At 63.7% G+C, this 17,306-nt stretch carries 19 protein-coding genes; 9 read left to right on the forward strand and 10 right to left on the reverse strand.

The genetic code is table 11. The features are described 5' to 3' along the window. Positions 1 to 19 precede the first annotated feature (19 nt). Complete coding sequence (locus tag ACP150_RS14545; RefSeq protein ID WP_424967387.1) at positions 20 to 469, forward strand: iron-sulfur cluster assembly scaffold protein; 450 nt, start codon at positions 20 to 22, stop codon at positions 467 to 469. A gap of 64 nt (positions 470 to 533) precedes the next feature. Here ACP150_RS14545 and ACP150_RS14550 read toward each other — a convergent pair whose 3' ends face one another. From ACP150_RS14550 to ACP150_RS14575, 6 genes are all read right to left on the reverse strand, one after another. Beyond that, positions 534 to 1,838 (reverse strand): branched-chain amino acid ABC transporter permease, encoded by a 1,305-nt coding sequence (locus ACP150_RS14550; RefSeq protein ID WP_424967388.1) that lies wholly within the window; start codon positions 1,836 to 1,838, stop codon positions 534 to 536. Then, positions 1,835 to 2,845, reverse strand: a complete 1,011-nt coding sequence (locus ACP150_RS14555; protein WP_424967389.1) for a branched-chain amino acid ABC transporter permease — start codon at positions 2,843 to 2,845, stop codon at positions 1,835 to 1,837. The genes ACP150_RS14550 and ACP150_RS14555 overlap by 4 nt, the downstream gene beginning before the upstream one ends. Further along, positions 2,845 to 3,201 carry a hypothetical protein gene (locus ACP150_RS14560; protein WP_424967390.1) on the reverse strand — a complete coding sequence of 119 codons (357 nt, stop codon included), beginning with the start codon at positions 3,199 to 3,201 and terminating at the stop codon, positions 2,845 to 2,847. Before ACP150_RS14560 ends, ACP150_RS14555 begins: the two co-directional genes overlap by 1 nt. 2 nt (positions 3,202 to 3,203) lie before the next feature. Beyond that, positions 3,204 to 4,034: an ABC transporter ATP-binding protein gene (locus tag ACP150_RS14565; RefSeq protein WP_424967391.1), complete on the reverse strand. Its 831-nt coding sequence runs from the start codon at positions 4,032 to 4,034 to the stop codon at positions 3,204 to 3,206. Between the two features lie 70 nt (positions 4,035 to 4,104). After that, a complete protein-coding gene (locus ACP150_RS14570) occupies positions 4,105 to 4,881 on the reverse strand; it encodes an ABC transporter ATP-binding protein (protein ID WP_424967392.1) in 777 nt (258 codons plus the stop codon). A 61-nt stretch (positions 4,882 to 4,942) separates the two neighbouring features. Further along, a complete protein-coding gene (locus ACP150_RS14575; RefSeq protein WP_424967393.1) occupies positions 4,943 to 6,136 on the reverse strand; it encodes an ABC transporter substrate-binding protein in 1,194 nt (397 codons plus the stop codon). A 219-nt stretch (positions 6,137 to 6,355) separates the two neighbouring features. Between ACP150_RS14575 and ACP150_RS14580 the strand changes: the two genes are divergently transcribed. The 3 genes from ACP150_RS14580 (at position 6,356) to ACP150_RS14590 (ending at position 8,861) form a co-directional block, all read left to right on the forward strand. After that, positions 6,356 to 7,465: a PQQ-dependent sugar dehydrogenase gene (locus ACP150_RS14580; RefSeq protein WP_424967394.1), complete on the forward strand. Its 1,110-nt coding sequence runs from the start codon at positions 6,356 to 6,358 to the stop codon at positions 7,463 to 7,465. A gap of 190 nt (positions 7,466 to 7,655) precedes the next feature. Next, entirely contained in the window at positions 7,656 to 7,874 is a 219-nt protein-coding gene (locus ACP150_RS14585) for a hypothetical protein (RefSeq protein WP_424967395.1), read from the forward strand. 111 nt (positions 7,875 to 7,985) lie between these two features. Beyond that, positions 7,986 to 8,861, forward strand: coding sequence for a sulfotransferase (locus tag ACP150_RS14590; protein ID WP_424967396.1), 876 nt, complete (start codon positions 7,986 to 7,988; stop codon positions 8,859 to 8,861). Between the two features lie 170 nt (positions 8,862 to 9,031). Here ACP150_RS14590 and ACP150_RS14595 read toward each other — a convergent pair whose 3' ends face one another. Together ACP150_RS14595 and ACP150_RS14600 are read right to left on the reverse strand one after the other, a co-directional pair. Then, positions 9,032 to 9,607 carry a hypothetical protein gene (locus tag ACP150_RS14595; RefSeq protein ID WP_424967397.1) on the reverse strand — a complete coding sequence of 192 codons (576 nt, stop codon included), beginning with the start codon at positions 9,605 to 9,607 and terminating at the stop codon, positions 9,032 to 9,034. 107 nt (positions 9,608 to 9,714) lie between these two features. Next, complete coding sequence (locus ACP150_RS14600; protein WP_424967398.1) at positions 9,715 to 10,737, reverse strand: GlxA family transcriptional regulator; 1,023 nt, start codon at positions 10,735 to 10,737, stop codon at positions 9,715 to 9,717. 173 nt (positions 10,738 to 10,910) lie between these two features. Between ACP150_RS14600 and ACP150_RS14605 the strand changes: the two genes are divergently transcribed. Continuing rightward, positions 10,911 to 12,287, forward strand: a complete 1,377-nt coding sequence (locus tag ACP150_RS14605; RefSeq protein ID WP_424967399.1) for a class II 3-deoxy-7-phosphoheptulonate synthase — start codon at positions 10,911 to 10,913, stop codon at positions 12,285 to 12,287. A 115-nt stretch (positions 12,288 to 12,402) separates the two neighbouring features. Here the strand turns inward: ACP150_RS14605 and ACP150_RS14610 are convergent, their stop codons facing one another. Beyond that, positions 12,403 to 13,080: a PAS domain-containing protein gene (locus ACP150_RS14610; RefSeq protein WP_424967400.1), complete on the reverse strand. Its 678-nt coding sequence runs from the start codon at positions 13,078 to 13,080 to the stop codon at positions 12,403 to 12,405. A 197-nt stretch (positions 13,081 to 13,277) separates the two neighbouring features. Between ACP150_RS14610 and ACP150_RS14615 the strand changes: the two genes are divergently transcribed. The 3 genes from ACP150_RS14615 to ACP150_RS14625 all read left to right on the forward strand — a co-directional run bounded on the left by ACP150_RS14615 (position 13,278) and on the right by ACP150_RS14625 (position 15,424). Next, a complete protein-coding gene (locus ACP150_RS14615; protein WP_424967401.1) occupies positions 13,278 to 14,174 on the forward strand; it encodes a YicC/YloC family endoribonuclease in 897 nt (298 codons plus the stop codon). Between the two features lie 75 nt (positions 14,175 to 14,249). After that, on the forward strand, positions 14,250 to 14,903 hold the full coding sequence (gmk, locus tag ACP150_RS14620) for a guanylate kinase (protein WP_424967402.1): 654 nt from the start codon (positions 14,250 to 14,252) through the stop codon (positions 14,901 to 14,903). Then, a complete protein-coding gene (locus ACP150_RS14625) occupies positions 14,900 to 15,424 on the forward strand; it encodes a gamma carbonic anhydrase family protein (RefSeq protein WP_424967403.1) in 525 nt (174 codons plus the stop codon). Before gmk ends, ACP150_RS14625 begins: the two co-directional genes overlap by 4 nt. Before the next feature lie 200 nt (positions 15,425 to 15,624). On the opposite strand, the gene ACP150_RS14630 is transcribed toward ACP150_RS14625, so the two are convergent. After that, positions 15,625 to 16,017, reverse strand: coding sequence for a hypothetical protein (locus ACP150_RS14630; protein ID WP_424967404.1), 393 nt, complete (start codon positions 16,015 to 16,017; stop codon positions 15,625 to 15,627). A 198-nt stretch (positions 16,018 to 16,215) separates the two neighbouring features. Here ACP150_RS14630 and ACP150_RS14635 point away from each other — a divergent pair, with 198 nt between their 5' ends. After that, positions 16,216 to 17,259 carry an ATP-binding protein gene (locus ACP150_RS14635; protein WP_424967405.1) on the forward strand — a complete coding sequence of 348 codons (1,044 nt, stop codon included), beginning with the start codon at positions 16,216 to 16,218 and terminating at the stop codon, positions 17,257 to 17,259. The last annotated feature ends 47 nt before the right edge of the window (positions 17,260 to 17,306 follow it).

The raw sequence follows: 17,306 nt of genomic DNA on the forward strand, positions 1-17,306 counted from the left end.
AGGACCCGGAGGAAACACCATGTCTGACACGGACCTGATCAAACTCTATTCCCAGCGCATTCTGGGTCTGGCGGCATCCATTCCCCATACGGTACGGCTGAGCGCGCCGGATGCCTCGGCCAAGAAGCGCTCGCCGCTGTGCGGATCGACCGTGACCGTGGATGTGAAGGTCGCCGAGGGGCGCGTGGCCGCTTTTGGCCAGGATGTGAAGGCCTGTGCCCTGGGACAGGCTGCGGCCTCGGTTCTGGGCGCAGCCGTGATCGGGCGGAGCCTGCCGGAACTGGAAGCGGCGCGCGACGCGCTCAAGGCGATGCTGAAAGAAGACGGCCCCGTGCCGCCTGCGCCCTTTGACGGATTCGAGGTTCTGATCCCGGCCAAGGATTACAAGAACCGCCATGCCTCGATCCTGTTGTCGCTGGATGCGACGGTGGCGGCCATGCGGGAAGCCGAGAGCGCCCATTGCGCCTGAGGGATTGGAGGGCCAGCCCTCCAAACCTCCCGGGATATTTCCGGACTTAAGTTGGGCAGCGCGCCTATTTCTCGGGGATGAGGCCGCGCGGGCTGAAGCGCAGCACCAGAAGCAGCACGATCCCCATGGTCAACAGGCGCATATGGGCGGCACTGTCCAGAAGGTGATCCTTGAGCGCGGAACCATCCGCCATCCCTGCGGTGAGCCAGAGCATGAGTTGCTGGCCCATGGGCTCCACCTGGATCCAGAGGAACCAGATCAGGAACCCGCCGAGGATCGCGCCCCAATTGTTGCCGGACCCGCCGACGATCACCATCACCCAGATCAGGAAGGTAAAGCGCAGCGGCTGGTAGGAGGAGGGGATGAGCTGGCTTTCCATGGTGACCAGCATGGCACCTGCGATCCCGCAAATGGCTGAGCCCATGACGAAGATCTGCAGGTGACGGCGTTTGACATCCTTGCCCATGGCCTCGGCAGCAGTCTCGTTGTCGCGGATCGCGCGCATCATCCGGCCCCAGGGGGATTTCAGGGCGGCTTCGAGCAAAAAGAGCAGGATCAGAAGCACGCAGGCGAAGAGCCCCGCATAGGCGAGTTTCACCGTCACCGAGGAAGCAACCACCGGGTCAAAGCCCCAGCCGGTCATCCGCGCGACAAAACCCGGGTCGTTCTGCAGGTCGATCTCATAGGGCACCGGGCGCGGGATCGAGACCACGTTCTTGACGCCGCGGCTGAGCCAATCCTCGTTCTTCATGACCGCGATCACGATCTCGGCGATGCCCAGCGTGGCGATGGCCAGGTAATCCGACCGCAGGCCCAGGGCGGTCTTGCCCACGACCCAGGCCGCGCCCGCTGCCAGCGCCCCGCCAATCGGCCAGGCCAGCAGCACCGGCAGGCCGAGCCCGCCGAGATAGCCGGTCCCTGCGGGGTTCACGGCCTCCACCGCGGCGACGGCCGGGTCAAAAAGCGCGCGGAATGAGAAAAAGCCGCCCATCAGGATTGCGACCATGGCGAGGGTGCGCATCCGTCCCGCGGCCATGCGTTGATAGGTCAGGATGGCCGCCGCCAGCACGATCAGCGCCCAGGCCAGGGCCAGGATCAGGCGCAGACCTCCGGCGGACCAGGCCTCTCCCACCGGGGGCATGGAGACGAGGACCACGGCGAGCCCGCCGAGCGCCGCAAACCCCATGATCCCCACATTGAAGAGCCCCGCATAGCCCCATTGCATGTTCACACCCAGCGCCATCACCGCCGAGATCAGCCCGTAATTCAGGATGGTGAGGGCCACGTTCCAGCTTTGCAGCACCCCGGTCCCGACGATCAGCAGGGCGACAAGGCCAAAGAGCCCCAGATTGCGCAGATTGATCGTCATACGGATTTCCCCTTGAAGAGCCCCGTGGGCCGGAAGAGCAGCACGATGATGAGAATGGCGAAGCTGACGGCGAATTTGTAATCCGTGCTCAGGAGCTGCACGAGCCCGTCCGGTGCGAGCGCCTCGGGCAGGAGGTAGCCCAGCACCTTCTTGAAGGCGTAGGTGATGGTCACCTCCGAGAAGGCGATCACGAAGCCCCCGGCAATGGCGCCCAGCGGATTGCCCAGCCCTCCGACGATGGCGGCGGCGAAGATCGGCAGCAGAAGCTGGAAATACGTGAACGGTTTGAAGGACTTGTCGAGCCCATAAAGAACCCCGGCGACGGTCGCCAGCGCCGCCACGATCAGCCATGTCACCATGACCACCCGTTCGGGATTGATGCCCGAGAGCAGCGCGAGGTCCTCGTTATCCGAGAAGGCGCGCATGGATTTGCCCGTCCTTGTCCGGTTCAGGAACCAGAAGAGGAGCGCGACCACGATCACCGCGGTGACCACCGTCAGGCCCTGGGTCGTCTTGATCGCAAGCCCCTCTCGCAGCCCGGTCATCTCGCGAAAGTCGCGGGCCGAGATGATGAACCGCGCGCCATCGCTGAAACGCTGGTCATCCGGGCCGATGATGAACCGCACGAGGGCATTCATGATGAACATCACGCCCAGCGAGGCGATGACGAAGATCACCGGCACCGCCTTTTGCTGCCGGTAGAACCGGTAGACCAGCCGGTCCGTGCCCACCAGCAGAAGCCCCGTGACCGCGATCCCGAAGGGCAGGGCGAGCAATGCCGTGGGCAGGGGACCCAGACTGATCCCCATGGACTGGAACGCCCAGGTGAAGAGGATCGTCACCATCGCGCCGAAGGCCATGGTGTCGCCATGGGCGAAGTTCGAAAACCGCAGGATCCCGTAGATCAGGGTCACCCCGAGCGCGCCAAGCGCGAGCTGGCTGCCATAGGCCGTGGCCGGCACCACGACGAAGTTCAGAAAAGCAACGAGCGCGTTGAGAAAATCCATCACTCCGCCTCGCATGTGCCGAGATAGTTCACCATCAACGGCCCCTCATCGAGATGCACCGCAAGCCGTGCCTCGGCCCCGTTCAGGGTGAGCATGTAACCCGCGGTTCCGGCATCGAAGAAAAACTGCCGCCGCTCCGGCCCGCCGCGCAGGGCGTATCCCGGGAAGCTGCCGCTATCGGTTTCGGCCACGAGCCGGGACGTCACCGTCGCCTGGGTTTCCGGCAGGCTCAGCCGCATCTCGAACCCGGAGGGCGCGCAGGCCTCGCGTTCAAAGCACTCGGTTTCAAACCGGCACAGGGTATTGGCGGTGGCAGGTGTGGCGACGACCAGCGTCAAGAAGAGCAGCATGCGCATGATCACCCTCCCAGGAAGGACTTGCGGACATCCGGGTCGGCCAGCAGGGCCTGCCCGGTATCGGTGTAACGGTTGCGCCCCTGAACAAGGACATAGCCCTTATCGGCGATCTCCAGCGCCTGGCGGGCGTTCTGCTCCACCATCAGAATCGAAATGCCCGTGCGTGCCACCTCGATGATCCTATCGAAAAGCTCATCCATCACGATGGGGCTGACCCCGGCGGTGGGCTCATCCAGCATCAGGACCTGAGGTTGGGTCATCAGGGCGCGCCCCACGGCCACCTGCTGCCGCTGGCCCCCGGACAGCTCGCCCGCAGGCTGGCGGCGCTTATCCCCGAGGATCGGGAACAGCTCGTAAACCTGCGCAATCGTTTGCGAAATGTCATCCCGGCGCAGGAAAGCCCCCATCTCGAGGTTTTCCTCCACACTCATGGAGGTGAAGATGTTGTGGGTCTGGGGCACGAACGCCATGCCCTTGGCCACGCGCGCCTGCGGGGTAAGCCGCGTGATGTCCTCGCCGCCCAACCGCACGGCACCCGTATGGATGTTCAGCATCCCGAACACCGCCTTCATAGCCGTGGACTTGCCGGCCCCGTTGGGCCCAACGATCACGGCGATCTCGCCCTTATCCACCGACAGCGTGCAGGCATGGAGGATATCCGCCCCGCTGCCATAGCCCCCGGTCATGGCATCCCCGATCAGGAAGGGCTCGCCGGGCTGAGCCGCCCCTCCGGGAGACGTCGATTGCCCCGCCGAAAGCGTGCCGCCGGGCCGGGGATTGGTGATCGAGGCATCCGTATTGCCCCGGGCGTCCTGATAGGGATTGCTGCTCATGGATGGCCTCTGCGCCGCGCGCCTGGCTTCATTGTTCCAAAAATACTCAAATCCCGCCCTCTCATGGGGTTCAGGCGCTTGCCTTGTTCTTGAGCCCGGTGCCGAGATAGGCCTCGATCACCTGCTCATTCGCCTTGATCTCGTCGATCGTGCCCTGAGCCAGCTTCTTGCCCTCGGCCATCACGATCACCGGATCGCAAAGTTTTCCAATAAAATCCATGTCATGCTCGATGACGCAAAACGTATAGCCGCGCTCCTTGTTGAGCCGCAGGATCGCATCGGCGATCGTGCCCAGAAGGGTGCGGTTCACACCGGCACCAACCTCGTCGAGAAAGACGATCTTGGCATCCACCATCATGGTGCGGCCCAGTTCCAGCAGTTTCTTCTGCCCGCCGGACAGGTTTCCGGCCTTCTCGTTCTTCAGATGATCAATCGTCAGGAATTCGAGCACCTCATCGGCCTGTCTGAGCAGGGCGGCCTCTTCCTGCGCAATGCGTTGCCGGTTGAACCAGGCATTCCACATGGTCTCGCCGGATTGCGCAGCGGGCACCATCATCAGGTTCTCGCGCACGGACATGGATCCAAACTCATGGGCGATCTGGAACGTCCGCAGCAGGCCTTTGTGAAACAACTCATGGGGCGGCAGGCCGGTGATATTCTCGCCCTGCATCGTCACCCGCCCCGAGGTAGGTTTAAGATTGCCCGCAATCACATTGAAAAGCGTGGTTTTCCCTGCGCCGTTGGGACCGACCAGCCCGGTGATCGAGCCTTCGGCAATCTCCAGCGTCGCGCCGTCAACGGCCCGAAAGCCGCCGAAATGCCGGTGCAGGTTTTCGACCTTGATCATATATGCCTCATGCCAAACAGCCCGGGGCGGGCCCGGGCTGTCTGCTTTGCATCTGGAAAGGTCAGCGGAAGCGCACCGTGGTGACCAGGCCGTCTTTCATTTCCATCTCGCGGTAATTGCCCGCGGACTCGCCGCCACCGATCAGCTCGACCGCCGAGGCACCGACATAATCGATCTCGCCGCCATTCTTGAGGATCTCGAGCGCCTTGCCCAGCTCCCCGGGCAAGATCGGCTCGCCCGGCGCGTTGGCCACGGCCATCACGTGGTCCTTGTAGTCGCCCGGCTCGGCGGATCCGGCGGCCTGCATGGCGAGCATGATCAGCGCAGCCGCGTCATAGCTCTCGGCAGAGAAAGGCGAGGTCGGATCGAACGCATCGCCCACCATCTCGGCATAGACCTGCGCGCCGGAGCTGTCGGTGCCCGGGTTCTGACCGAAGGAGCCATCGATATCGCTGCCGAAGTTTTCCTCCAGCGCGACGGAGACCATGCCGTCCGGCAGTACGAAAGTGTCGAAGGCACCGGTGTCGAGCGCGGCCTGGATGATGCCCGACCCGCCCTGATCCACATAGCCCGCCACGACGAGGATCTCGCCGCCCGCAGAGGCCAGCGCACCCACTTCGGCAGAGTAATCCGCCTTGCCATCCTCATGGGAGGCATTGAGGGTCACGGTCCCGCCCGCAGCCTCGAACGCCGCGGCAAAGCTGTCGGCCAGGCCTTTGCCATAGTCGTTATTGGTGTAGGTCACGGCGACTTCCTTGAAGCCCCGGTCCATGATCACCTCGGTCATGACCACGCCCTGACGGGCATCGGAGGGCGCTGTCCGGAAGAACAGCCCGTTATCCTCGACGGTGGACAAGGCCGGCGACGTGGCAGACGGCGAGATCATCACGACCCCGTTCGGCATGGCCACATTCGACAAGATCGCGCCAGTTGCGCCCGAGCACATGGCGCCCATGATGCCCTTCACACCTTCAGCGGTGATCAGACGTTCGGCGGTCGCGGTCGCGGCACCGGCATCGATGCAGGTACTGTCCCCGCGCACCGGGGTCACGGTTGCCCCTTCGAGCAGCATACCGCTCTCGGTTACTTCGGCCATGGCCATCTCGGCGCCCATCGCCATGGGCGGAGCCAGCGATTCCAGCGGCCCGGTGAAGCCGACGGAAACTCCGATCTTGATCTCGTTGGAATGGCCTGCCGCAAAGGCGGTGCTGGCCATGGCGGCTGTCGCGACGGAGGCGAGAAGCAGCTTTTTCATATATCTCTCCCGTGTTGGATCTTGATGTCCTGACCGGAAGCTAATTCGCGGTTTGCGGATTGAAAAGGGTCACCGGGCTGGTTTCCCCTGCGTCGCCCGCAACAAATGGGACCAAACCCGCAAATTGCCGCCTGCCACCCCGGGGGATCTGGCGCGGACAGCTTGGCCCAAGCCCGGCACTACCTATCTGTGAAGGGTATCGCATTCCGGAGGACGCCGATGATCCGACCCGCCCTGATCAGCCTCGCCCTGATCCTCACCGCGCAAAACGCCTCGGCGACGCAGGCCGAACGCCTTGCCACTTCGGCCGGGACGGTGGAGGTCACGCGCATGGTCGCCGATCTCGACGAGCCCTGGGGCTTCGGCTTTCTGCCCGAGGGCGGGTTGCTGATCACCGAGCGGGGCGGCACGCTCCTGCACATCTCGCAGGACGGGCAGCGCCAATCCGTGGCCGGGTTGCCCCGCGTGGCCCGGGGCGGGCAGGGCGGTCTGCTGGATGTGTTGATCCCCCGGGACTTCGCGCGCACGCGGCAGGTGGTGCTCACCTATTCCCGGCCCCAAGGCTCCGGCGCGGGCACGGCGGTCGCCATTGGCACGCTGTCGCAGGATGGCGCGGCGCTGACCGGCACGACCACGATCTTCGAGACCGAGCCCGGGGACCGCGGGGGCCGGCATTTCGGGTCCCGCGTGGTCGAAGGACGGGACGGGTTTCTCTATGTCACCATCGGTGATCGCGGCGATGATGACAGTGCGCAGGACCTGAGCACCCAGAATGGCAGCGTGATCCGCATCGGCCGCACTGGCGGTGTGCCCTCGCGCAACCCCTTCATCGACACCCCCGGCGCCCAGCCCGAGATCTGGTCCTACGGCCACCGCAACCCGCAAGGCGCCGCGCTCGATCTGGAGGGCAATCTCTGGGTGGTCGAGCATGGCGCGCGCGGCGGGGATGAGATCAACGCTGTGCGGCGCGGTGCGAATTACGGCTGGCCCGTGATCTCTTACGGGCGGCATTACTCGGGCCTGCGCATCGGCGAGGGGTCGTCAAAGCCGGGGATGGAGCAGCCGGATCACTTCTGGGATCCCTCCATCGCGCCTTCGGGAATGATGATCTATTCCGGTACGCTCTGGCCCGAATGGCGCGGCGATTTCTTCGTCGGCAGCCTGAAATTCGGGTATCTTTCACGGCTGGAGGCCGGGAGCTTTACCGAGGAAGAGATCGAGGGCGACAGCACCGCGCGCCTGCGCGATGTCCGCGAAGGCCCGGATGGGGCGATCTGGTATCTCAGCGTGGGCAATGGCGCGCTCTACCGGATGACCCCGGCACCCTGAGCCACGCCTCGGCAAGGCCCGGATACCAAGCGTTTCGCAACAGACAAAATTGATACGCGGCGGGACATCGAACGGAAAAACCGCTCCTCTAGACACTCCTCAGCGCGGCGATGCGGATCGCTCTCAAGGCTCCGCCGCCGCGTTCATATTCAACTGAGCCCATTTCAAACGGGCATATGAGGAGCATACCATGCCTGAAGACGGTCTTCTTTCCTTCAAATTTGTCAAACACAACGACACGGGTCGTGATGCCGGCGATATGATCAACGACGCGATTGCGCGCTATTTCGAGGCGGAGTTTTCCCTCGCCGAGAGCCGCGCCCAGAAGCCGGCGGAACCCAGCCGCGATATCGCCTGGGAGGACGATGTGCCGCCCGATTTCGGCGACGGCGTGGAGTTCCTGCTCTAGCCGGCCTGCGTGTCTTCAAGCCACGCGAACCTCACTTGCAAAACGTCGCTTCGGTCGATCGCGTCCCTGCCATGGGCCCGGTCGACCGAACGCTTGCCCCAGGAGGGTGCCATGACGCTCCCACGCCGTGCCGATATGCTGGACGGACGGACGCTGCTGGTCTGTATCGGCGCGGCCAAGACCGGAACGAGCTGGCTGCACAGCTATTTCTGCGGTCGGGAGGATGTGGCCGTCTCGCCCCTGAAGGAGGTTCACTTCTTCGACGCGAAATTCCCCGAGACCGCCCTTGGCGACCCGGACCGGTTTGCCATGAAGCGGCTGGAATTCCACTTGAAGGCCGCCGCCACCTCGCCCCGGACCCTGCGCGATGCTGCCGCTTTGCAGGCGAGCCTCGACCGGGTGCAGATGATCTATGATCCGCTGGCCTATTTCGACCATTTCGCCCGCCTGTCGACGGACCGCACCCGCGTGGTCTGCGATATCACGCCGGGATACTCGGCGATCGGCAGAGACGGTTTCGCCTATCTCAAGGCGTTTTGCGCCCAACGCGGCGTCCGGGTGAAGATCCTGTTCCTGATGCGCGATCCGGTGGATCGGTTGTGGTCGCAACTCCGACATCTGCAGCAGCTCAGCGCAGAGAATGACGTCCTGCGGGACTGGGCTCGGATCGCGCAATCGCCCGCCATCCGGGCCCGGGCGGATTATGCGCAGATCGTGCGGGCGCTCGACGATATGTTCGACGCAGAGGATGTGCTGCATCTGTTTTACGAAAATCTCTTCGACGATCCGGCCCTGCGCGCCTTGTGCCGCTTTCTGGATCTGCCCTTTTCTGCGCCCGGGCAGACCGAAACCCTGAACGAGACATTGGTGAAGCTGCCCTTGCCCGGGGTCGCGAAGGAGGCGTTCTCAAAGGATCTCGCCCCGCAATACCGGTTCTGCCAGACCCGGTTCGCGGATCGTGTCCCGGCCAGTTGGCTATCCCTGTAAGCCCCCGCGCCGTTTCAGGCCGGGTCGGGGCGGGACGCCGTGCTCCGAGGCTTGGGTAAAAACAGAGCAGCGCCCCACCACAGATCGCCGCTCTGTTTCCGTCAACCGACCGACCGGCCCCCGCGATCCACTAGGCCGGAGGTGCCGGTGGGCGATTGACTTTGTGTCGGTCAGGCCGCGTTGGACCGACGGCGTGCGAGACCCAGCGCGCCGAGACCACCCAGCAGCAAAAGCGCCGGCATGGGCAGGGGCACCGGGCTCGTGGCATCGATCCGGATGTCGTCATAGCCGAAGCCCGAAGGCTCACCGACCGGGGTCAGCAGCACGCTTGTTGCCTGATCGAGCCCCGCGATGGTGTAGAAATCCTTGGTCTCACTCGCGTAATCAAAGCCCGAAAAGCTATCCACGACCAGGCCCGAGGCCGTCATGAAGGACAGGGTCAGCGACGAATCCGGCCCCTCGTCAGAGACGATAGTCATCGAGAACATGCTGGTCGCATTCGGAAAGATGATCTCCAGCGGATTGCCGCAATCGCCGGGCTGACAGGACAGGACATAGGTCGTGCGCGTGCCGGGATTGTCGTCAAAGATCCGCACCTCGGAGGGGGCGGTGGTGTTGAAGGTAAAGCCGTCCACCTCGAAACTGGTGCCTTCGAAACTGGTGGGCAGGCCTTCGAAATCCACCGAAGCGGCGAGAGCCGGGCCCGACAGCCCGAGGGCCAAAAGGACTGAAAACAGAAATTTCATGGGTAAATACTCCTATAGGTCCCGCGATCTCATGCGGGTATCCGGAGTATTCGACGCGCGCCGTTAGAACCTCGTCAGCGCTGCGTTGTCCTGCTTTGCCGAAAGCCTCAGACCGACAACCTGCCCGACTGCGCACCGCGCTCGCGATAGGGCGTGGTGTTGTATTGCGACCGGTAGCATTTCGAGAAATGCGAGGGCGAGGTGAAGCCACAGGCCAGCGCCACGTTGATCACGCTCATATCCGTCTGCATGAGCAGGTTGCGCGCCTTTTGCAGGCGCAGTTCCATGTAGTAGCGCTTGGGCGAGCGGTTCAGGTAGCGGCGAAAGAGCCGCTCGAGCTGCCGCGTGCTCATCCCGATATCGGCGGCGAGGTTCGAGGGGCTGATCGGCTCTTCGATATTGGCCTCCATCATCTGGATGACCTTGCTGAGTTTGGGATGACGCACCCCGATCCGGGTCGGCGTCGAGAGCCTCTGCGTATCCTGATCGGTGCGGATGGTGGTGTAGATCAGCTGATCTGCCACCGCATTGGCCAGATCCTCGCCATGGTCATCGGCGATGATCTTGAGCATCAGGTCGATCGAGGCCGTCCCCCCGGCGGTGGTGTAGCGATTGCCATCCATCACGAAGACCGATTTCGTCAGCTCGATCTCGTCGAATTCCTCGAGGAAACTGTCATGGTTTTCCCAATGGATCGTGGCGCGCTTGCCATCAAGCAGCCCGGCCTTGGCCAGGGTATAGGCCGCCGTGCAGAGACCGCCGGTGACCACGCCGCGCCGCGCCTCGCGCCGCACCCAGTTCAGCAGGGTCTTTGTCGAGGCCGATTTCACATCGATCCCGCCGCAGAGGAACATCACGTCATCGCGGCTCAGCTCGCCCAGATCCATATCGAGCTTGAAGCCCACCCCGGCCGAGCAATAGGCCTCCTCTCCGCCATCGCCTGCGAGAACCCATGTATAGAGCGTCTGGCCGGACATCCGGTTGGCAATGCGCAGCGCCTCGACCGCCGAGGCAAAGCAGAGCATCGTGAAATTGTCGAGCAGGACAAAGACAAAGCGCTTCGGTCGCGCGCTCGGACCGAGGTCAGCGGTGCTTTGGACACGGGAGAGCGGGGGCACCTCGGGCGTCATGGCGTCATCCTTATTTTGCGCCACGAGACTAGATTTGACGCGCGGGCGCAATGCCTCGCCGTCACCGGGGCGCGGAAAATCGCATGTCCCTAGATCGAGAATGCGCATTGGCAAGGCCGAGCCAGTGGCGTAAGGAGAGCGCCGGTTCAATCTGCAATCCGTGGAGGAATAGGATGGCATCGACGTGGAACAAGTCGAGCTGGCGCTCGAAACCTCGGGTACAGATGCCCGATTATACGGATCCGGCGGCTCTGGCTGCCGTGGAAGCTCAGCTGACGAAGTATCCGCCGCTGGTTTTCGCGGGCGAGGCACGTCGGCTGACCCGGGCTCTGGGCGAAGTGGCCGAGGGGCGCGCCTTTCTGATGCAGGGCGGCGATTGCGCCGAGAGCTTTGGCGAATTCGAGACCGACCAGATCCGCGACACCTTCCGGGTGATGCTGCAGATGGCGATTGTCCTGACCTTCGGGGCGAAGATGCCCGTGGTCAAAGTGGGCCGCATGGCCGGACAGTTCGCCAAGCCGCGCTCGGCCCCGACCGAGACCCAGGGCGATCTGGAGCTGCCGAGCTACCGCGGTGACATCATCAACGACATCGCCTTCACCCCTGAGGCCCGGATCCCCGATCCGGCGCGGATGCTGCAGGCCTATACCCAGGCGGCCGCGTCCCTGAACCTCGTGCGGGCGTTCTCCCATGGCGGCTATGCGGATGTGAATCATGTCCATGGCTGGACCCTGGGCTTCGTCGAGAGCGAAAAGGCCGCCGCCTATGCGGATATGGCCAACCGGATTGCCGATGCGCTGGACTTCATGCAGTCCGCCGGTGTGAACAAGGACACCGCGCATACGCTGTCTTCGGTGGATTTCTACACCTCACACGAGGCGCTGCTGCTGGAATACGAAGAGGCGCTCTGCCGGATCGATTCCACCTCCGGGCATCCGCTCGCGGGCTCCGGGCACATGATCTGGATCGGCGACCGCACGCGGCAGCCGGACGGCGCCCATGTGGAGTTCTGCCGCGGCGTTCAGAACCCGATTGGTCTGAAATGCGGCCCGTCGATCTCGGCCGATGACCTGAAGGTCCTGATCTCCAAGCTGAACCCGGACAACGTCCCCGGGCGTCTCACGCTGATCGCGCGCTTTGGTGCGGGCTCCGTTGGCGAGCATCTGCCGCGTCTCATCAAGGCGGTCGAGGAAGAGGGCGCCAAGGTTGTCTGGTCCTGCGATCCGATGCACGGCAACACGATCAAGAGCGCGTCGGGCTACAAGACCCGTCCCTTCGAGAGCGTGCTGCGCGAGGTGCAGGAATTCTTCGCGGTCCACAATGCCGAGGGGACCTATCCCGGCGGCGTGCATTTCGAGATGACCGGCAAGGACGTGACCGAATGCACGGGCGGCGTGCGCGCCGTGTCGGATGAGGATCTGTCGAGCCGGTATCACACCGCCTGCGATCCGCGCCTGAATGCCAGCCAGTCGCTGGAACTGGCCTTCCTCGTCGCCGAGGAAATCGAAAAGCATCGCAGCGCGGCAGACGCCACCAAGCGGACCGCCTGATCCAAAAAAACAGCCCCGCCGGTCCTACGGGACGGGCGGGGCGCTTTGATCTGAGGGTCGTTCGGTGGAACGCTGTCGGATCGGTTGGCTGCCCGCGATCCGGACAGCCCCCAGCTTACTTCACAACCCGCAGGTAGGACGGCAGCTCACGCGCAGGTGCCGCGTCAGGCGTCTCGGCGGTCTCGCTGGCCGGGGCAAAGGGCTTGGCCGGTTCGTGGAACCCTTCGAGCACGCGGTCCTCGGGACGCAGTTGCGGGCGCGCGGGCTCCTCGGCCAGAACGGGCTGGGGCAGGGGCGTGCTGCGCGACTGGGTGACCTGGAACCGATAGGGCGGCGACAGGAGCGGGCCACGGGCCACAAGGCAGCCCAGAGCGCGGGTCGGACGGCCATCATCATCCAAAAGCGGCAGGATAAGCATCTCGGCCTCGGTGGGCTCTTCACCGGCCTTGCGCGAGGACAGGCTCAGTTCCAGCGAGGACGGCTCGCGGAACACCTTCTCGATCATCGGCAGCAGGCGGTTGCGCTGGGTATGGGTGAAGATCGCGCTGATCGGCATGCCGCGCACTTCCATCCCCATGAGGTCATTCAGATGACCGCCCGCCACGCGGAACCGCGCGAGACCGGGCGCGATCTCTTCGAGGATGAACGCATAGGGCAGCGCGCCTTCAATCCGGCGCGGGTCGATATCAGACCGCCGGGGCAGGCTGTCGCCGTCGCGCATGCTTTCCCAGTACTCCATGACGTCCAGGAGGATCTTGCTGCGCAGCGTTGCTTTCTTTTTATTCAAAGACACGACGGCATTTTCCATCTTGGATGTGACCTGACCAATATCCGACACGCTAACACTCCTTACTCCGGTCGACCGCTTATGCCGGAGTTGTCGTTGCGAGCGTCTGGTGTTAACCGTTACTCGCATAATGATTACTCAAGTCTTAATACCGGAAAATTCGCGAAAATTGCATCGGAATTTTTTGCCGATGGTTAATCTCCATGACTAGGTCGATGACCGGGTTCGCCGCCCGCGAAGGGGGGCTGGACGACTGGGTCTGGACCTGGGACCTGAAATCCGTGAATGGACGGGGGCTCGACCTCAAGATCCGGGTGCCGGACTGGGTGCCGGGACTGGACCAGATCCTGCGCAAGACAATCGCGACCGAGGTGACCCGAGGCTCGGTGACCGTCGCACTGCGCCTGTCGCGCAGGCAGGAGGCACACCAGCCAATCAACGAGGCAGCCCTCGCCGCCGTGCTGTCCACCATCGGGGCGGTGACGCGCCGTGCGGCGGAAGAGAACGTCTCGCTTCCAGCACCCAACGCACTGGAAATCCTCAACTTTCGCGGCGTGAGCGAGGCCGCGCAACCGGATGGCGACGAGATGGCCGCCCTGCGCGAGGCGCTGATCGCGGATTTCGATCTGGCCTTCCCGGAATTCATCGCCGCCCGCCAGCGGGAAGGGGCCAGCACCGCCGCGGCGTTGCGCGCGACCCTCGACGCGCTGGACGCCATGACACATGAGGCACGCGCGCTTCTGCCGGCACGGGCGGATCGCCAAGCCGCGCAGCTGCAAAAGAGCCTGCAATCGGTGCTCGATCTCGCGGGTCAGGACGCCCCGGATCCGCAGCGGATCGCGCAGGAACTCGCAGTGCTCGCTGTTAAGGCTGATGTCTCGGAAGAGTTGGAGCGACTCGACAGCCATATTTCCGCCGCCCGCGACATCCTTAACGGCACGGGCCCCATGGGTCGGAAACTCGATTTCCTGATGCAGGAATTTAACCGAGAAGCGAACACGCTCTGCGCCAAGGCCAATGACACCGACCTGACGCGGATCGGGCTCGATATGAAAGTGCGGATCGACCAGATGCGCGAGCAGGTTCAGAACATCGAGTGATCGCCCTGCGGTTGCCGCGCCGGACCCGTCCCTCTAAGAACGGGGCGAGCAAAAAGGCCGCTATGGGGGATACCGGTGAACCTACATCTGTCGCGACGGGGACTTCTGATCATCCTGTCTTCGCCCTCGGGGGCCGGGAAATCGACGCTGGCCAAACGACTCATCGCCTGGGATCCGACCCTGTCCTTTTCCGTCTCGGCGACCACCCGCGCGCCCCGGCCCGGTGAGGTGGACGGCAAGGACTACAGCTTCCTCAGCGAAAGCGCCTTCCGGGAGCTCGTGGGCTCGGGCGGGATGCTGGAACACGCCCATGTCTTCGGCAATTTCTATGGCAGCCCGGTCGCCCCGGTCCAAGCCGCGATCACCGGCGGACGCGACGTGCTCTTTGACATCGACTGGCAGGGCGCGCAGCAGATCCGCAATTCGGATCTGGGCAAGCACACTCTGTCGGTTTTCATCCTTCCGCCCTCGATCCGCGAGCTGCGCCGCAGGCTGGAAAGCCGGGGCCAGGACACGGCCGAGACCATTGGCAAGCGGATGCAGAAGAGCTGGGACGAGATCAGCCACTGGGACAGCTACGACTACGTGCTGGTGAACGAGGATATCGACGAGACCGAGGCGCAGTTGAAATGCATCGTCTCGGCGGAACGCTTGCGGCGGGCCCAGCAGCCGGGGCTTCAGGGACATGTGCGCGGGCTGCAGCAGGAATTCGAGGAGGATAAGACATGATCTATGCACTGGACGGGGTCTCCCCGCAGTTTCCGGCCTCGGGGGATTACTGGGTCGCGCCCGATGCCAATCTGATCGGCCGGATCGTGCTTGAAGAGGGCAGCTCGGTCTGGTTCGGGGCCACCTTGCGCGGCGACAACGAAGAGATCCGCCTCGGGGCCGGGTCCAATATCCAGGAGGCCTGTGTGCTGCACACGGATATGGGCTTCCCGCTCAGTATCGGGACAAACTGCACGATCGGACACAAGGCGATGCTCCATGGCTGCACGATCGGGAATGGCAGTCTGATCGGGATGGGCGCCACGGTGTTGAACGGGGCCAAGATCGGCGCGGGCTGCCTGATCGGGGCCGGGGCACTGATCACCGAAGGCAAGGAGATCCCGGATGGCAGCCTCGTGATGGGCGCTCCGGGCAAGATCGTGCGCACGCTTGATGCTGCAGCGCAGAGCGGACTGCTCAAGTCGGCCGAGGGCTACCAGGCGAACATGCGTCGGTTCCGCGAGGGGCTCACGGCGGTCTGAGCCGGCTGTCTGACGTGACGGAACGCGCGTGTCGAATTTCGGAAACACGCCGTTAATTGTTGCGAAAAAAACACAAGTTTAAGCGGGGAGCCGCCGACTGTTCGGGGTTAAACGGTGCATCTCAGACCACTACACCCACGAATCATCACATTGTTTCCGAGAAGTAAACAACGCCGAGCGGCGAAGCGCCGCATCGGCAATCAGTCGCCGGTGCCGGTGCGCGGCGTGGCGTCCTCGACGATCAGACGGCAGACGATATTCTGCGCCACATCGCGCAATTCCCGCTCGATCAGGCGGGGGTTTGGCAGGGCAGGGCCAATGGCCCAAAGCTCGCCGTAATACCCTGCGAAGGCCAGGGTCTCGGCCACATCAACAGCGTCGAAACGCTCTGAAAACAAGGGTGTTACAATGAGTTCGGGGCGATACTTCATCAGGCATTCATCCCCCAGCGCACCATAGCGCAGGGCCTGCAACTGCGCGTCGGGCTCGGACAGATGTCGTGACAAAGCGGTGGTTTGCGCCGGCAACAGATCGATGCAGAGCACGGGACGCGAGACATTCACCTGGGTATTGAATTGAGCGGGCCGTAGCACTTTTGGACGCAGATCAGTCCTGTCTTGCATGTAATCCTCTATCCCTCACAGGCTCTGTTCCGAGCCCTGTTGTCTCTACGCACCAAGATTTCTCCTACCCTGAAGAAAATGTGACCCAAGCCGATTTGAAAGAAAAGCCGCTTGTTTTTGATGTGCACGTCAGAAACCTTGCGGACCGACAGGCATGGGAAGACGAAAATGGCCGAAATCGAAATCGGAAAAATCGTGTCGGCGATCCCGATTCCGGCGTTCTTCGTGGGCGCAAATTTCAGAGTGCAGGTGCCGAATGATGCGGCGCGCGAGATCTTCGGTCCGGAGATCGAAGGGCGCCATTACGTCACCGCCCTGCGGCAACCGGCGATCCTGCGCGCGATCGAGGCTGCGGTCTCGGAGGGGCGCCGGGTGGTGGGGCAATACACGGTGTCCGGCCCGGTCAGCGAGCGCAAGTTTCGGGTGACGGCGGCACTGCTTGATGGCAGCAGCCCGCAGGGTGTTCTAGTCTGTCTCGAGGATGTGACGCCGGTCTACGAGGCCGGTCAGATGCGGCGCGATTTCGTGGCCAATGTCAGCCATGAATTGCGGACCCCGCTCACCGCGCTGCTGGGGTTTATCGACACGCTGCAGGGCCCCGCCCGCGAAGATGCCAAGGCCCGGGACCGGTTCCTGTCGGTCATGGCGCGCGAGGCGCAGCGGATGAACCGGCTGGTGGGCGATCTGCTGTCTCTGAGCCGGGTCGAGTTCTCGGAAAAGCAGATGCCCGACGCGACCGTGGACCTGGGCGAGATCCTGAGCGCTTCGGTCGCCACGCTGGCGACGAACACCGCCGGGGACCGGCTGAAGCTCGACATTGCCGGGGTGGATCCCAGCATCGATCAGGTGCGTGGGGATACGGACCAGTTGCGCCAGGTCTTCAACAATCTCATCGAGAACGCGCTGAAATACGGGGGCGAGACCGCGCCCGTCGAGGTCACCCTCAGCGCTGTGCCCCAAGACCTCTATCTGCGCACCCGGAGCCTGCGGGTGGATGTGCAGGATCACGGCCCGGGAATCGCATCGCATCACATTCCGCGCCTGACCGAGCGGTTTTACCGTGTCGATGCCCACAGGTCCCGTGAACTGGGCGGGACCGGGCTGGGTCTGGCCATCGTCAAACATATTGTTCAACGGCATCGCGGACGCATGGCGATCACCAGCGAGACCGGCGCAGGCTCTTGTTTTTCCGTGATAATCCCCGTCGCCTGAGGCTGCCGGGCCCGACGCGCGGTGCCGGATCGGACCCCGGGCGCCCG

Source organism: Dinoroseobacter sp. S375 (assembly GCF_049800775.1).
Classification (GTDB): Bacteria; Pseudomonadota; Alphaproteobacteria; order Rhodobacterales; family Rhodobacteraceae; genus Dinoroseobacter.

Coding starts and splice junctions, on each gene's coding strand:
- ACP150_RS14545 (WP_424967387.1), top strand. CDS start 20: ATGTCTGACACGGACCTGATCAAACTCTATTCCCAGCGCATTCTGGGT.
- ACP150_RS14570 (WP_424967392.1), bottom strand. CDS start 4,881: ATGATCAAGGTCGAAAACCTGCACCGGCATTTCGGCGGCTTTCGGGCC.
- ACP150_RS14575 (WP_424967393.1), bottom strand. CDS start 6,136: ATGAAAAAGCTGCTTCTCGCCTCCGTCGCGACAGCCGCCATGGCCAGC.
- ACP150_RS14625 (WP_424967403.1), top strand. CDS start 14,900: ATGATCTATGCACTGGACGGGGTCTCCCCGCAGTTTCCGGCCTCGGGG.
- ACP150_RS14590 (WP_424967396.1), top strand. CDS start 7,986: ATGACGCTCCCACGCCGTGCCGATATGCTGGACGGACGGACGCTGCTG.
- ACP150_RS14580 (WP_424967394.1), top strand. CDS start 6,356: ATGATCCGACCCGCCCTGATCAGCCTCGCCCTGATCCTCACCGCGCAA.
- ACP150_RS14635 (WP_424967405.1), top strand. CDS start 16,216: ATGGCCGAAATCGAAATCGGAAAAATCGTGTCGGCGATCCCGATTCCG.
- ACP150_RS14560 (WP_424967390.1), bottom strand. CDS start 3,201: ATGCGCATGCTGCTCTTCTTGACGCTGGTCGTCGCCACACCTGCCACC.
- ACP150_RS14600 (WP_424967398.1), bottom strand. CDS start 10,737: ATGACGCCCGAGGTGCCCCCGCTCTCCCGTGTCCAAAGCACCGCTGAC.
- ACP150_RS14605 (WP_424967399.1), top strand. CDS start 10,911: ATGGCATCGACGTGGAACAAGTCGAGCTGGCGCTCGAAACCTCGGGTA.
- ACP150_RS14585 (WP_424967395.1), top strand. CDS start 7,656: ATGCCTGAAGACGGTCTTCTTTCCTTCAAATTTGTCAAACACAACGAC.
- ACP150_RS14565 (WP_424967391.1), bottom strand. CDS start 4,034: ATGAGCAGCAATCCCTATCAGGACGCCCGGGGCAATACGGATGCCTCG.
- ACP150_RS14615 (WP_424967401.1), top strand. CDS start 13,278: ATGACTAGGTCGATGACCGGGTTCGCCGCCCGCGAAGGGGGGCTGGAC.
- ACP150_RS14550 (WP_424967388.1), bottom strand. CDS start 1,838: ATGACGATCAATCTGCGCAATCTGGGGCTCTTTGGCCTTGTCGCCCTG.
- ACP150_RS14555 (WP_424967389.1), bottom strand. CDS start 2,845: ATGGATTTTCTCAACGCGCTCGTTGCTTTTCTGAACTTCGTCGTGGTG.
- ACP150_RS14595 (WP_424967397.1), bottom strand. CDS start 9,607: ATGAAATTTCTGTTTTCAGTCCTTTTGGCCCTCGGGCTGTCGGGCCCG.